The sequence below is a fragment of the Caenibius sp. WL genome (genome assembly GCF_019803445.1).
Taxonomy (GTDB): domain Bacteria; phylum Pseudomonadota; class Alphaproteobacteria; order Sphingomonadales; family Sphingomonadaceae; genus Caenibius.
In genome coordinates this window covers 1,312,295-1,326,055 of record NZ_CP081844.1, presented here as the reverse complement: position 1 = coordinate 1,326,055, position 13,761 = coordinate 1,312,295, and the positions used below count along the sequence as shown (strand labels likewise).

General features: G+C 66.6%; 13 protein-coding genes. 4 read left to right on the top strand and 9 right to left on the bottom strand.

Features of this window, described 5'->3' with window-relative positions; translation table 11 throughout:
- The first annotated feature begins 9 nt into the window (after positions 1-9).
- The 3 genes from K5X80_RS06155 to K5X80_RS06145 are packed head-to-tail and all read left to right on the top strand — an operon-like array spanning position 10 to position 1,948.
- On the top strand, positions 10-717 hold the full coding sequence (locus K5X80_RS06155; RefSeq protein WP_222559964.1) for a CoA transferase subunit A: 708 nt from the start codon (positions 10-12) through the stop codon (positions 715-717).
- Complete coding sequence (locus K5X80_RS06150) at positions 718-1,353, top strand: CoA transferase subunit B (protein WP_222559963.1); 636 nt, start codon at positions 718-720, stop codon at positions 1,351-1,353. It begins immediately after the preceding gene.
- A gap of 46 nt (positions 1,354-1,399) precedes the next feature.
- On the top strand, positions 1,400-1,948 hold the full coding sequence (locus K5X80_RS06145; RefSeq protein ID WP_222559962.1) for a glutathione peroxidase: 549 nt from the start codon (positions 1,400-1,402) through the stop codon (positions 1,946-1,948).
- A gap of 42 nt (positions 1,949-1,990) precedes the next feature.
- Here the strand turns inward: K5X80_RS06145 and K5X80_RS06140 are convergent, their stop codons facing one another.
- From K5X80_RS06140 to hisS, 7 genes are all read right to left on the bottom strand, one after another.
- Positions 1,991-3,025 (bottom strand): hypothetical protein, encoded by a 1,035-nt coding sequence (locus tag K5X80_RS06140; RefSeq protein WP_222558624.1) that lies wholly within the window; start codon positions 3,023-3,025, stop codon positions 1,991-1,993.
- A gap of 385 nt (positions 3,026-3,410) precedes the next feature.
- The gene (metK, locus tag K5X80_RS06135) at positions 3,411-4,625 is read right to left on the bottom strand and encodes a methionine adenosyltransferase (protein WP_222559961.1); all 1,215 of its coding nucleotides are present in this window, start codon (positions 4,623-4,625) and stop codon (positions 3,411-3,413) included.
- 52 nt (positions 4,626-4,677) lie between these two features.
- A complete protein-coding gene (gene lnt, locus K5X80_RS06130; RefSeq protein WP_222559960.1) occupies positions 4,678-6,261 on the bottom strand; it encodes an apolipoprotein N-acyltransferase in 1,584 nt (527 codons plus the stop codon).
- 206 nt (positions 6,262-6,467) lie between these two features.
- Positions 6,468-7,193 (bottom strand): DUF4167 domain-containing protein, encoded by a 726-nt coding sequence (locus tag K5X80_RS06125; protein WP_222559959.1) that lies wholly within the window; start codon positions 7,191-7,193, stop codon positions 6,468-6,470.
- A gap of 204 nt (positions 7,194-7,397) precedes the next feature.
- Positions 7,398-8,270 (bottom strand): peptide chain release factor N(5)-glutamine methyltransferase, encoded by an 873-nt coding sequence (gene prmC / locus K5X80_RS06120; protein ID WP_222559958.1) that lies wholly within the window; start codon positions 8,268-8,270, stop codon positions 7,398-7,400.
- A 194-nt stretch (positions 8,271-8,464) separates the two neighbouring features.
- Positions 8,465-9,535, bottom strand: a complete 1,071-nt coding sequence (gene prfA, locus K5X80_RS06115) for a peptide chain release factor 1 (RefSeq protein ID WP_222559957.1) — start codon at positions 9,533-9,535, stop codon at positions 8,465-8,467.
- Between the two features lie 109 nt (positions 9,536-9,644).
- A complete protein-coding gene (gene hisS / locus K5X80_RS06110; protein WP_222559956.1) occupies positions 9,645-10,883 on the bottom strand; it encodes a histidine--tRNA ligase in 1,239 nt (412 codons plus the stop codon).
- 169 nt (positions 10,884-11,052) lie between these two features.
- On the opposite strand from hisS, the gene ppa reads away from it, so the two are divergent.
- A complete protein-coding gene (gene ppa / locus K5X80_RS06105; protein WP_222559955.1) occupies positions 11,053-11,592 on the top strand; it encodes an inorganic diphosphatase in 540 nt (179 codons plus the stop codon).
- A 213-nt stretch (positions 11,593-11,805) separates the two neighbouring features.
- Here ppa and K5X80_RS06100 read toward each other — a convergent pair whose 3' ends face one another.
- Entirely contained in the window at positions 11,806-13,152 is a 1,347-nt protein-coding gene (locus K5X80_RS06100; RefSeq protein WP_222559954.1) for a TldD/PmbA family protein, read from the bottom strand.
- A 44-nt stretch (positions 13,153-13,196) separates the two neighbouring features.
- Positions 13,197-13,589 (bottom strand): hypothetical protein, encoded by a 393-nt coding sequence (locus tag K5X80_RS06095; RefSeq protein WP_222559953.1) that lies wholly within the window; start codon positions 13,587-13,589, stop codon positions 13,197-13,199.
- Positions 13,590-13,761 lie beyond the last annotated feature (172 nt).

Here is a 13,761-nt window from a genome sequence, read left to right as displayed (position 1 = left end):
AGGGACTCGATGCAAAAACTCTATCCCGATGCAGCCGCGGCGCTCGACGGTATTCTGAGCGACGGCATGCTGATCGCCGCGGGCGGCTTCGGCCTGTGCGGCATTCCCGAACGTCTGCTCGATGCCGTGCGCGACAGTGGGGTGCAGAACCTGACGTTCGCTTCCAACAACGCCGGCATCGATAACGAAGGCATCGGCAAGCTGCTGCGCACGCGGCAGGTGAAGAAGATGATCGCCTCCTACGTGGGCGAGAACAAGGAATTCGAACGCCAGTACCTCGCCGGGGAACTGGAAGTGGAATTTTCCCCCCAGGGCACGCTGGCGGAGCGGATGCGCGCGGGCGGCGCGGGCATTCCCGGCTTCTATACCAGGACCGGCGTCGGCACCGCCGTGGCCGAAGGCAAGGAAACGAAAGTCTTCGACGGGCAGGAATATATCCTGGAACGCGGGATTTTCGCCGATCTCTCGCTGATCAAGGCGTGGAAGGCGGACGAAAGCGGCAATCTGGTGTTCCGCAAGACAGCGCGCAATTTCAATCTGCCCGCCGCCACCTGCGGCAAGATCTGCGTGGTCGAAGTGGAGGAAGTGGTGCCCACCGGTAGCCTCGATCCCGATTCGATCCATCTGCCCGGCGTCTATGTCCAGCGCATCGTCATGGGGGCGCCCTATGACAAGAAGATCGAATTCGTAACCACTCGCAAGAGGGAGGCCGCCTGAATGCCCTGGACCCGTGATGAAATGGCCGCCCGCGCCGCGCGCGAACTGCAGGACGGTTTCTACGTCAATCTCGGCATCGGCATCCCCACGCTGGTGGCCAACCACGTGCCCCCCGGCATAACAGTGACGCTGCAATCCGAAAACGGCATGATGGGCATCGGCCCCTTCCCCTACGAAGGCGAAGAGGATGCCGATCTGATCAATGCGGGCAAGCAGACGATCAGCGAACTGCCCAACACCGCCTTTTTCGACAGCGCCACCAGCTTCGCGATGATTCGCGGCGGGCATATCGATCTTACCGTGCTCGGCGCGATGGAAGTGGCGGAAACCGGCGACATCGCCAACTGGATGATCCCCGGCAAGATGATCAAGGGCATGGGCGGCGCGATGGATCTCGTCGCCGGGGTCAAGAAAATCATCGTGGTGATGGAGCATTGCTCCAAAAGCGGCGATCCCAAGTTCATCCCCGCCTGCACTCTGCCGCTGACAGGCCAGAACGTGGTCGATATGATCGTGACCGATCTGGCCGTGTTCCAGCGCCCCGATCATGACAGCCCGTTCCGCCTGATCGAACTTGCGCCCGGCGTCACGAAAGAGGACATAAGGGCGAAGACCACCGCCCATTACGTCGAATAGGGCGCTTGCGCCCGGCAACGACCACACAAAAAGGGAGAGTACCATAATGTCCGCCGATCTTTCCGCGATCCCGCTGACCCGCCTCGACGGCAGCGCCGACAGCCTCGCCAACCACCAGGGCAACGTGCTGCTGGTCGTCAATGTCGCTTCGCAGTGCGGGCTGACCCCGCAGTACGAAGGGCTGGAAAAGCTCTATGGCCAGTACAAGGACAAGGGTTTCGAAGTGCTCGGCTTCCCGGCCAACGATTTTGGCGCGCAGGAACCCGGCAGCAACGAGGACATCGCCCAGTTCTGCTCCGCCAACTACGGCGTCAGCTTCCCGATGTTCAGCAAGGCCGATGTCACCGGCGCGGGCCAGCAGCCGCTCTATGCCGCGCTGACCGCCGCGCAGCCGGCCAAGCAGGGCGATGCCGAATCGTTCCGCGAACGCCTGCGCGGCTTCGGCATGACGCCGACCGAAGACCCGGACGTGCTGTGGAATTTCGAAAAGTTCCTGATCGGCAAGGATGGGCAGGTCGTCGGCCGCTACGCCCCCACCGTCGCCCCTGACGACGCCGCGCTCGTCGCCGACATCGAAAGCGCGCTGGCCCGATAAACGGCGAAGCCCCCTCCCGCGCGGAGGGGGTTTCCTGTTCCCCTAGCGCCGTTTTCGCGCATGGAAGGCGGGATGATCGGCCACGGCAAAGCCGCGTGCGGGCCCGGCGATGATCCGGGCAAGGGCCGAAGTTGACACGGTTGACACGGTGCAAGGGGTGAATGCGGGGACGCCTGGAGGCACGGTTGCGGGGCTCCCTTCGCTATCCCCGATAGCCCCTTCTGCGCCATTCCCCTCGCCTCTTTCGTCATTCCCGCGCAGGCGGGAATCCAGTTCTGCCGTCGCCTCTGGATCCCCGCCTGCGCGGGGATGACGAAGGGCAAGCAAGGCGCAGTGCCCCATGGCCTTGACCGCCGCTTCTTCGGGCATGGCCAACTCATCCACCAGAGCATAAGCTTCGGCACGCCATGCATCCCACTGCGCCGCGGCCTCGCCCTCTGCCGCCGCGCGCACCGCGAAATAGGCCTCGTCCTCCCGCCGCCACAGCGGCATGTCCTCCTCGCCGGCGGCATCGGCTTCCTCCGCCGCATCCTCATCCGCGTCCTCATCGCCGTGGAACAGCCGCTGTTCGGCCTCCGCCACCGCCCGCGCAATCGCCTGCTCGCGCGGCAGCGGCAGAGCATCCTCGCCCGCCAGCCCCTCGGGGCACGGCGCCCCGGCCAGCACGGCCAGCAGATCGTCGAACCGCCCGGCATCGCGCTGCGCCGCGCGGTTCTCTGCCATCCGGTCGAGCCGGGCGAGATGCGCCAACAGCAGCCGGGTGTCGTACTTGCGCCGCGTGCCCACCTGTTCGCCGCGATAATAGACCGGTTCTTCCACCCCATCGATGGCGCGGGCGGCCAGCACCTGTTCGCCATGATCGTGCGCCAGCACCAGCGCCGCCGCCCATCCGCGCGCGAACAGCGGATCGCGCCGCCGCAGGCGATAGGCCGCTTCGGCCGAGAGCCCGACGTGGGCGCAGGCGGCGCGGACATGGCCTTTCAGCGCAAGGTGTTCGAGAAACCGGGTCCGGGCGGCGGGCGTCCATCCGCGGGGCGAGACGCCGGGTATCACGGGCGTGTTCGAAAGATCCGACATGATTCGCTGCTCCTCAACAGAACAAAAGGCGAATCGCATCTACTATGCACGGAGTTGCCTGTAGGACAGCGGTTTTTGGCAAGGGACGCGGCTCATCCCACCACTCCTTCCCGCCACCATCCGCTCAGCCTGAGCTTGTCGCAGGCCGCGCGATACGGTCGCCCTATAAGCTGATGTTGGCGCGCGACCTTCGACAAGCTCAGGTCGAACGGGGGTTGGAGAGTTCGACAGGCTCAGCCTGAGCGGGACTGGAAAAGTTTGGCGGGCGCAGGCTAAGCTAGGGAAAAGGTCTGGCCGACTCAGGCCAGGCCGAGGAGCGGCGGGCCAGCACGCGCAGGCGCCGCCCCTCCCCGCCTATAAGCCCACCGGACGGCAGGCTCCGCGATCAGCCCAGCGCGGCTTTCAGCGCGTCGATCAGATCGGTCTTTTCCCACGGGAAACGGTCGCCATCCGGCGTGCGGCCGAAATGGCCGTAAGCGGCGGTGCAGCGATAGATCGGCTTGTTGAGACCCAGCCCTTCGCGGATGCCGCGCGGGGTCAGCCCGCCGAGGCGCTCTCTCGCCACATCGGCCACGGCCTGTTCCAGCGCGCTGTCGGCCACCGTGCCGGTGCCGTGCGTATCGACGTAGAGCGACAGCGGCTCCGACACGCCGATGGCGTAGGCCACCTGGATCGTGCACCGGCGGGCGAGCCCGGCCGCGACGATGTTCTTGGCGAGATAACGGGTGACATAGGCCGCCGAACGGTCGACTTTGGTCGGGTCCTTGCCCGAAAACGCCCCGCCGCCGTGCGGCGCCGCGCCGCCATAGGTATCGACGATGATCTTGCGCCCGGTCAGCCCCGCATCGCCATCCGGCCCGCCGATTTCGAAACTGCCGGTGGGATTGATGTGATAGACGGTGGCATCGGACAGCAGCCCATCGGGCAGCACATCGGCCACCACGCCTTTGACATAGGCCTTGAGTTCCGCTTCCTGCGCGCCCTGATCGTAGCCCGCCTTGTGCTGGGTCGAGACGACGATGGCAGTGGCCGCCACCGGCTTGCCGCCTTCGAAACGCAGCGTGACCTGGCTCTTGGTGTCGGGTTCGAGGAACGGGGCCGCGCCCGATTTGCGGTCCGCCGCCATGCGTTGCAGGATCTTGTGGCTGTAATCCAGCGTGGCGGGCATCAGATCGGGGGTTTCATCGCAGGCGAACCCGAACATGATCCCCTGATCGCCCGCGCCTTCGTCCTTGTTGCCCGCGGCATCGACGCCCTGGGCGATATGGGCCGACTGGCCGTGAAGATAGTTGGAGAATTCCAGCGTATCGGCGTCGAAGCCGTCCTGCCTGTAGCCGATATCGCGGACCACATCGCGCACGGTCCGTTCGATTTCATCGAGCGCGCCCGGTGCCCATTCGCCGTTTTCGTACACGCCCTTGCAGCGGATTTCGCCCGCCAGCACGACGCGCTGCGTGGTCGTCAGCGTTTCGCAGGCCACGCGCGCTTCGGGGTCTTTCGACAGGAAGAGGTCAACAATCGCGTCGGAAATCTGGTCGGCAACCTTGTCCGGGTGGCCTTCGGAAACGCTTTCGGAAGTAAACAGGTAATTGGCGCGCATGCGGCGTCGGTCCTTCCCCGCTAACTGGGACGTTGGGTTTCGATGGCGGGGTCTAGCCGCGCCGTCTGGCTCTGGCAACCAGCGCCAGCGCAATAAGAACACCTGCCCAGCACAGCGGCAGCGCGTTGCCCCAGCGGGCGAACAGCGTGGGCGGCAGAGCGGCAGGGACCAGCGCATCGATCCGCTGCGCGGTGTGCTGCGGAATCGCATGGCGAACCACGCCCTGCGCATCGATCACCGCGCTGATACCGGTGGTCGTGGCGCGCAGGACCGGCAGCCCTTCCTCGATCGCGCGCAGCCGGGCCTGCGCCAGATGCTGCGGCGGCCCCCAGGCGCCGAACCAGCCGTCGTTCGAAGGGTTGAAGATATAGCCCGGCCGGTGGCCGCGATCGACCACTTCGCCCGAGAAGGTGATTTCATAGCAGATCTGGATGCCCGCCTGCCCCCATGCCCCGAGATCGAGCGTGCGCGGCCCCGGCCCCGGCCAGAAATCGAGCGCGCCCGCGACCAGACGGCTGAGTCCCAGAGGCTCCAGCAGCCCGCGCATCGGCAGATATTCGCCATAAGGCACCAGATGCGCCTTGGCATAGCTGGCGCGAATCCGCCCCTGCCCGTCGAGCGCGGTCACCACGTTGCGCGCGCCGACCGCCTGCCCCTGCGCGATTTCCAGATCGACCGCGCCGGTCATCAGCAGGCTGTCCGGCCCGATCGCGTGGCCGATCCGCGCGCGGGCGAAAGCCGGATCGCCCGCCGCAGTGGTCGCGGCGTAATAGCCCTGCGGATAGCCGTCGCGCAGGTAATCGGGCACGCCCGATTCCGGCCACAGCACCAGCCGCTTCTGCCCCGGAACGATCGCCCGGCTGAGATTCGCCGTGCGCAGGAACTGCGCTTCGTATTGCTTCGGATCGTTGAGCGCGTCCTGCCGCGTGTCGGGCTGGACCAGCGTCATCGGCAAGGCGCTGTTGCGTGCGGGCGGTGTGGGCAGGAATGGCATGATCGCCAGCACCCCCACGGTCACGGCCAGCGGCACGATGCGGCGGCGCGTCCACAGCACCGCGCCCCCGGCAGCGATCAGCGCGACCAGCCCGGAAAGCCCGTAAGTGCCCATCCACGGGGCGAGCGAGGCCAGCCCCGGCGCGGCATAGCCGCCCAGCAGCACGATCCCCAGCGGGTTCCAGGCATAACCGGTGAAAACCCAGGCCCGCAGCCATTCGGCCACGATCCAGCACCCGGCAAAGGCTAGAGCCAGCGGCCAGCCCGGCGCACCCGGTTCGTCCGCATCCGGCCTGCCCCGCCCCGCCAGCGCGCGCGCCGCGCCCGCGGCCAGCGCGGGATAGACGGCGAGATAGAGCGCCAGCAGCGGCACCGCCAGCCAGCCGAGCACGGCGGGCATTTCCGCCTGATAAGTGAACGCGGTGGCAATCCAGCTGTTGCCGAGCGTGAAATGGCCCCAGCCGAACAGCCAGCCGAGCACCAAGGCCTCGCGCACCCGGCCCGTCCGGGCGAGCAGCACGACAAGCCCGGCGAGCGCGAGCAGCGTCAGCGGCCACAGCGCAAGCGGGCGGAAGCCCAGCGCGGACACCAGCCCCAAAGCGAGGGCCAGCCAGCGCGGGCGGCGAAAGCATGATTCCATCATCTGGCTGGCCGGTCGCATCGGCGCGGTTTGTGCCGCGCGCACCGCGCCTGCGCAACCCGCTGTGGATGGCTTACCCCCGGCGCCGTGCCAGTTTGATGGCAAACAGGGGAAAGGGTTCGACGCGTCCTTCGACAGGCTCAGGACGCGCGCATACCAAGGGGCAGGCTTGCCGCCAACAAAATGCCCCGCCGAAGCGGGGCAGTTCGTCAGCCGACTTTCTGCAGCGATTCGTCGCCGCCTTCCGCGGCCGGTTTGGCGCGAGTCGTGCGGCGGCGGCGCGGGGCCTTCTCGGCGGGTTCGGCCGGTACGTCATCCTCGTCCCGGCGTTCGCCGATGGCGGGCGGAAGTACCGAGAGATCGAAACCCGGTTCAGCCGGGGCTTCGGCCGCCGTATCGACGGACGCATCGGCCACCGGTTCACCGCGCGGCTTGCGCTGGCGGCGCTGGGTGTTGCGTTCGCGGTTGCCGCGCGTGAACGGGTTTTCCACCGGTTCGTAGGCGTTGGTGGCGTCGGCGCGTTCGCCTTCCCCTTCCGCATCGCCGCCGTCCGTTTCCACGCCGCTGTCCTGGCCCGGCGTCTCGTCCCGGTCGGGGCGGCGCGAGCGGCCGCGATCGGCGCCGTAGGAGGAGAATTCATCCTCCTCGTCCCCGTCGCTCTGCTGGTCGCGATAGTCGTCCCGGCGGGCGCGCTGTTCGTCCTGCCGCGCCTTGGTGTCGGCGATCACGCGGAAATAGTGGTCCGCGAACTGCAGATAGTATTCGGTCTGGACCCGGTCGCCGTTAAGCGACGCGTCATGCGCCAGCTTCTTGTACTTTTCGAGCAGTTGCGGCGCATTGCCCCGCGCCCGGCTGTCGATCCGGTTAAGCTGGTTGCCGCCTTGCGAGCGATTGTTGCCACGACCCCTGCGGCGATTGCTGCGATTGTTGTTCAAGGGAACATTCATCCTCAACTTGTGACCGGAGAGCACCCATGCCCCCAAGGTCGCAAAATCCCGCGCCACGCACAGGGCAACCAGGCCGAGTGCCGGTCCCTCCATCTGCATGATGCCGACACCCGCAGGCGTGCGAACATGAACAAATTTCGGAGCGCAACCTGCCAGTCGGGAATTTCCATCCAACCGGCGGTCCACTTTTGCCTAGCTGGCTAAAACGGCCTTGCCAACCCCAAATCGTAACGAAAGCGCACGTGGGCGCGCGCCCAGATCCCTGTACAATACACTGGTTAACCCGGCCCCGGCGGCGATTCCGGCGACCGCATCGGCCTGGCCCGCCCCGATTTCAACCACCGCCACGCCATCGGGTGTTAGTAGCACGGGCAGATGCGCGATCAGCACGCGATAGGCGTCGAGCCCTTCTGGCCCGGCAAACAACGCGCCCGCCGGTTCATAGTCCCGCACGGAACGGTCGAGCGGCGCGGCGTCTTCCACATAGGGCGGGTTCGCCAGAATCAGATCGAACCGGCCGAGCCCTTCGCGCCAGCCGGGCCGGTCCCAGTCGCGCAGCAGCATCTGCGCGCGCCCGTCCAGCCCCAGATGCCGCGCATTGTCCGCCGCCACCGCCAAGGCGGCGGGCGAACGGTCGATCCCGATACCTTCCGCCCCTTCGCGCTCGGCCAGCACTGACAGCAGCAGCGCGCCCGATCCGGTGCCGCAATCGAGCACCCGGTGCGGCGCGGGCGCGGCTTCCAGCGCTGCGTTCACCAGCGTTTCGCTGTCTCCGCGCGGGATCAGCACATCGTGCGTCACCCGGAAATCCCGCCCGTAAAATTCCTGATGGCCGGTGATATAGGCCACCGGTTCATGCGCCATGCGCCGCGCGGCGAGCGGCGCGAAAGCGGGCGGCGCCGGATCGCGCATATGGCGCAGCAGCAGGTCAGACCGGCCGACGCCCAGCGCATGGGCCATCAGCACTTCGGCATCGAGCCGCGCGGTGTCGGAAACCCCGGCCAGCGTGGCGGCGGCTTCGCGCAGGGCTTCGGCAACAGTCGGTGGGGAAAGGGCTTCGCGCATTCTTCGACCAGCTCAGGATGGGCGGATTTCGGGATAGGGCAGTATGCGTCCTTCGACAGGCTCAGGACGAGCGGGTCTTGGCATGACGGGGCCCGATAAAGGATCGGGCACAATGTCCGCTCGTCCTGAGCCTGTCGAAGGACGCACATAAACCTCTGAGCGTGTCGCAAGACGCGCACCAGCCATCAGCCCCATCATTCCCCCATCGCGGCGAGGCGCTTGGCTTCGTCCTCGGCGATCAGCGCGTCGATCAGTTCGCCCAGCCCGTGCCCTTCGAGCACTTCGGGCAGCTTGTGCAGCGTCAGGCCGATGCGATGGTCCGTCACCCGCCCTTGCGGAAAATTGTAAGTGCGGATGCGTTCCGAACGGTCGCCCGAACCGACCATCGCCTTGCGCGCTTCGGCTTCCGCGCCGTGCGCTTCGGCGCGTTTGAGATCGAACAGGCGGGTGCGCAGCACCTGCATCGCCTTGGCGCGGTTCTTGTGCTGGCTGCGTTCGTCCTGCTGGATCACCACCAGCCCGGTGGGCAAATGGGTGATGCGCACGGCGGAATCGGTGGTGTTGACGTGCTGCCCGCCCGCCCCCGAGGCGCGGTAGATATCGATCTTGAGATCCTTGTCCTCGATCTGGACATCGACTTCTTCCGCTTCGGGCAGCACCGCCACCGTCGCCGCGGACGTGTGGATGCGCCCGCCGCTTTCCGTCACCGGCACGCGCTGCACCCGGTGGACCCCGCTTTCGAATTTCAGCTTGGCGAACACGCCCGTGCCCGCGATATGGGCGACCACTTCCTTGAACCCGCCGATATCGGAGGCGTTGGCGCTGATCATCTCGACCCGCCAGCCCCGCTCCGCCGCGTAGCGTTCGTACATCCGATAGAGGTCGGCGGCGAACAGCGCGGCCTCATCCCCGCCCGTTCCGGCGCGGATTTCCAGCATCGCCGGGCGACTGTCCGCCGAATCGCGCGGTAGCATAGCCACGGCCAGCCGGTGCTCCGCCTCGGGCAGAGCGCTGCGCAGGCGGGCCACTTCCTCCTCGGCCAGCGCTTTCATTTCGGGATCGCTGTCGTTCAGCGCTTCCAGTTCGGCCAGTTCGCCGCGCATCGTGCGCACTTCCTCGGCCACGCGGGCGACCGGCTCCAGCTCGGCATAGTCCCGGCTCGCCGCCACGAAAGCCTCGCCTTCCAGCGTGCCCGACGCAAGCCGCGCTTCCAGTTCCGCGAACCGCGCGCCAAGCTGGGCCAGACGTTCGTCAGGGATGCTCATGCGGATGCTTCCCGCTCTTCGTCATTCCCGCGAAGGCGGGGGTCCAGATCAGCCGCCGGAGGCTGGATTCCCGCCTTCGCGGGAATGACGAAAGATTGGCCCGCAATCATCAGTCCAGCAGCGCTTCGAAAACCTGCTGCGCGGTGATGTAGGCGGCGGCATCGGCGGCCCCGCGCAGATTCACCGCGGGCTGCCCATCGCGCAGAGTCACCCCGGCCAGCACCGTGGCATTGGCTTTCACCGCCTTGTCGAACCGCTTCTTGGGCGATCCGGTGGCGATCATATCGGCCGAAAGGCCCGCCCGGCGCAGCGCGGCCAGCGCGCGAATGCCGAATTGCAGCGCCCCGTCATCCTCGATCGCGAGAATCGCATCGGGCGCGGTTTCGCCCACGCCGTCCAGCAGCATCGCCAGCCGTTCGATACCCGCCGCCCAGCCGACCGCCGGGGTCGCCGGGCCGCCCAGTGCCTCCAGCAAGCCATCATAGCGCCCGCCGCCCAGCACGGTGCCCTGCGCGCCCAGCCGGTCGGTGACGAATTCGAACGCCGTGTGGCGATAATAGTCGAGCCCGCGCACCAGCGCCGGGGCGCGGGTCCAGGCAACGCCCGCCGCATCCAGCCCCGCCGTCACCGCGCCAAAGAAATCCTGCGCTTCGCCCGAAAGGTAATCGTCGATCCGGGGCGCGCCCGCCGTGAACGGCTTGTCGCGCGGGTCCTTCGAATCGAGAATGCGCAGCGGGTTGCGTTCCAGCCGGTCCTGGCTGTCTTCCGACAGTTCCGCCCGGTGGGTGCGGAAATAGTCGATCAGCGCGGTGCGCCAAGCCTCGCGGCTGGCCCCGTCGCCCAGCGTGTTCAGTTGCAGCGTCACACCGTCGGCGATGCCCAGTTCCTTGAGCAGGTGATCGGCCATGACCAGCAGTTCGACATCCGCCTGCGGTTCGGCCGCGCCGATCACTTCGGCGTCGATCTGGTGGAACTGGCGATACCGCCCTTTCTGCGGACGTTCGTAGCGGAACAGCGGCCCGTGGGTGGCGATTTTGACCGGGGCATATTGCTGCCACCCGTCGGTGAGATAGGCCCGCGCGATCCCGGCGGTGAATTCGGGGCGCAGCGTCAGCGATTCGCCGCCGCGATCGTCGAACGAATACATCTCTTTCGAGACCACATCGGTCGTTTCACCCAGGGAACGGGAAAAAACCGCCGTCTTTTCAAAGACCGGCATTTCCACGCGGCGGAAACGGTAAAGCCTGCGCAGGCGTTCGAAAGTTTCCACCACGCGGGCGAAAGCCTCGGCCTCTGCCCCGAAAATGTCCTGCGTGCCCCGGATCGCTTGCGGTGTCTGTGTCGCCATAATGGCGCGGCGATTAGGGCTTGGGCGGCCTTTCCGCAATCCCACACCGCAAACGCGCCACGCACGCCAGCCGCATTTTGCATTGCACCAATTAGGGCTTGGCGGTGCCGGGCGCCGGGGCTAGAGGCTGCGCCGTTCCCAACCATATAGCCAAACAGTAAGGCCCAATATGCGCATCGACCTGATTCCCACGGGCGACAATCCGCCCGAAAGCCTGAATGTCATCATCGAAGTTCCCGCTGGCGGCGAACCGGTGAAGTACGAATTCGACAAGGAATCGGGCGCGCTGTTCGTCGACCGTATCCTGCATACGCCGATGCGCTATCCGGCCAATTACGGCTTCATCCCGCACACGCTTTCGCCCGATGGCGATCCGCTGGACGCGCTGGTGATCTCGCGCTCGCCGTTCATTCCGGGCTGCGTCGTGCGGGCCCGCCCGATCGGCGTGCTCAATCTCGAAGACGAACACGGCGGCGATGAAAAGCTGATCTGCGTGCCGGTGGACACCACGTTCCCCTATTATTCGGACGTGGGTGAACGGCAGGATCTGCCCTCGATCATTTTCCAGCAGATCGAGCACTTCTTCACCCATTACAAGGACCTGGAAAAGGAAAAGTGGGTCCGCGTCGGCCAGTGGGGCGATGCCGCCGAAGCGCGCCGCGTGGTGATCGAAGCGGTGGAACGCGCCAAGGAAGCCAAGAACGGCTGATCCGGTTCGTCCGGCAGGCCGGGGCCGCAACAGCGCGCACCGGCCCTGCTGGAAAGGGAATTGTATCGCTTGCAGACGATGAGGCGAAAAAGGTTCCGCTTCATCCTCCTCCGTCATGCTGAACTTGGTTCAGCATCCATCCTACCCCAGGCGCGGTTTTCCAATCCGGAGAGACGGACCCTGAAACAAGTTCAGGGTGACGATTGAATAAGATTAGTCGCCCGCGATCGTCATCCCGTCGATCCGCAGCGTCGGCGCGTTCATCGCTCGGTGCATCTCCAGATCGTTGGCCGGGATCATCGCGGCGAACATATCGATCAGGTTGCCCGCGATGGTGAATTCGGCCACCGCCCCCGCCAGCGCCCCGTTGACGATGCGGAAACCCGAAGCGCCGCGGCTGTAATCGCCCGTCACCCCGTTGACGCCATGGCCGAACAGTTCGGTGATATAAACGCCGTCGGCAATGTCCGCCATCAGCTCTTCCGGGCTCTGCGCGCCTGCCGCGATATGGACATTGCTGACCGAAATGCCCGGCCCGCCGCCCGCCCCGCGCGAGGCATGGCCGGTGGGGGCGATATCCAGTTGCCGGGCCGAAGCGCTGTCGGCCAGCCAGCCGGTGACTTTGCCGCCTTCGACCAGCGCCCGCTCCGCCGTGGGCAGGCCTTCGCCATCGAACGGGCGCGAGCGCAGCCCGCGCGGGCGGTGCGGCACATCGAGAATGCGGATCGACGTATCGAACAGCGTATCATCCAGCCGGTCGAGCAGAAAGCTGGAGCGGCGCGCGATGGCCGCGCCCGACATCGCGCCGACCAGATGGCCGATGATCCCGTTGCTGACGCGGGGGGAAAGAATCACCGGCATCGCCTTGCTCGGCAGGCGGCCGGGATTGAGCCGGGCCACCGCCCGTTCGCCCGCCATGCGGCCGATGTCCGCCGGGCTGAGCAAATCGCCGGCATGGCGCGCCTGCCGCCAGGCGTAATCGCGCTGCATCCCGCCGCCCTGCCCGGCGACCACGCTGGCGCTGACCGAATGGCTGGTCGCCCCGTATCCGGCTGAAAAGCCGTGGCTGGTCGCCAGCGCCATGACCGAGCGGCCGAAACCGGCGCTGCCGCCTTCGCTGTTGGTGACGCCCGCCACCGCGCGCGCGGCGTCCTCCGCTTCTTCCGCCATGGCGCGCAACTGCTGCGGCGAAGGTTCGCTGGCATCTTCCAGATCGAGCGCGGGGAACGGGCCTTTGGCCAGAAGTTCTTCCGGCGCCAGCCCGGCATAGGGATCTTCGGGCGCGGCGCGGGCCATGGCCACGGCGCGTTCGGCCAGTTCGGTCAGCGCCGCATCGCTGAGATCGCTGGCATGGATCGAAGCCGACCGGCGGCCGACGAACACCCGCAGGCCCGCCGCTTCGCTTTCGGATCGTTCGACATCTTCCAGCGCGCCGAGGCGCACCTGCACCCCTTCCGACATATCGCCGATGGCGACCGCGTCGGCGGCATCAGCCCCGAAACGGCGGGCAAGCGCAATCAGCGCGTCGCACCGTTCCTCGGCACGGGAAAGATCGAACATGGAAGGCCTTTCGCAAACGGAATCCGGCGAACGGCCTCGCCCGATCAGAGCAGCGCGTCAAGCGCCTTGATTATCAGCGTGAGCAGGAACGGCAATCCGATGGCCAGGCTCCAGATCAGGCGTTTGTCCCGGCGATAGGCGGGTTCGAGCGCGGGATTGCAGGCTTCGGCGTCGCTCAGTTCCTCCCACCGCTTTTCCAGGCTCTGGAAGCCCGGCAGCACCGCCATGATCAGCACCACGAGCGCGAAATAGGGCAGGATCGACCCGCCCGGCCCCTTGAGAATGGCGAGAGTCATGAAAATCTGCAGCCCGGTATAGGCCCACAGCGCATAGGCGACATTGTCGCTCATCCGGCGGCGCCAATCGCGCGGCTTCAGTTGATGCGCCGAAATCGCGGGGGATTTCAGAAAGCCCCATTTGGGCTCAGCTCGTGCCATCCAAGCTCTCCATCATGTCGGCCGTTTCGGCCCTGTTCTATGATGCAGACTATATTCATGCGGCGCGCGGGATCAAGTGCCCTGCCGCAGGCCCGGAATCGGCCCGCCGCGCCGCGCTTCCCGCCCGTCTCTCCGCCTACCCTGCACAAAGCCTGCCAAACCGATGCAGCGG

Excerpts from the sequence above, each read along its gene's own strand:
- K5X80_RS06155 (WP_222559964.1), top strand. The coding sequence starts at position 10 with ATGCAAAAACTCTATCCCGATGCAGCCGCGGCGCTCGACGGTATTCTG.
- K5X80_RS06150 (WP_222559963.1), top strand. The coding sequence starts at position 718 with ATGCCCTGGACCCGTGATGAAATGGCCGCCCGCGCCGCGCGCGAACTG.
- K5X80_RS06145 (WP_222559962.1), top strand. The coding sequence starts at position 1,400 with ATGTCCGCCGATCTTTCCGCGATCCCGCTGACCCGCCTCGACGGCAGC.
- K5X80_RS06140 (WP_222558624.1), bottom strand. The coding sequence starts at position 3,025 with ATGTCGGATCTTTCGAACACGCCCGTGATACCCGGCGTCTCGCCCCGC.
- metK (WP_222559961.1), bottom strand. The coding sequence starts at position 4,625 with ATGCGCGCCAATTACCTGTTTACTTCCGAAAGCGTTTCCGAAGGCCAC.
- lnt (WP_222559960.1), bottom strand. The coding sequence starts at position 6,261 with ATGATGGAATCATGCTTTCGCCGCCCGCGCTGGCTGGCCCTCGCTTTG.
- prmC (WP_222559958.1), bottom strand. The coding sequence starts at position 8,270 with ATGCGCGAAGCCCTTTCCCCACCGACTGTTGCCGAAGCCCTGCGCGAA.
- prfA (WP_222559957.1), bottom strand. The coding sequence starts at position 9,535 with ATGAGCATCCCTGACGAACGTCTGGCCCAGCTTGGCGCGCGGTTCGCG.
- hisS (WP_222559956.1), bottom strand. The coding sequence starts at position 10,883 with ATGGCGACACAGACACCGCAAGCGATCCGGGGCACGCAGGACATTTTC.
- ppa (WP_222559955.1), top strand. The coding sequence starts at position 11,053 with ATGCGCATCGACCTGATTCCCACGGGCGACAATCCGCCCGAAAGCCTG.
- K5X80_RS06100 (WP_222559954.1), bottom strand. The coding sequence starts at position 13,152 with ATGTTCGATCTTTCCCGTGCCGAGGAACGGTGCGACGCGCTGATTGCG.
- K5X80_RS06095 (WP_222559953.1), bottom strand. The coding sequence starts at position 13,589 with ATGGCACGAGCTGAGCCCAAATGGGGCTTTCTGAAATCCCCCGCGATT.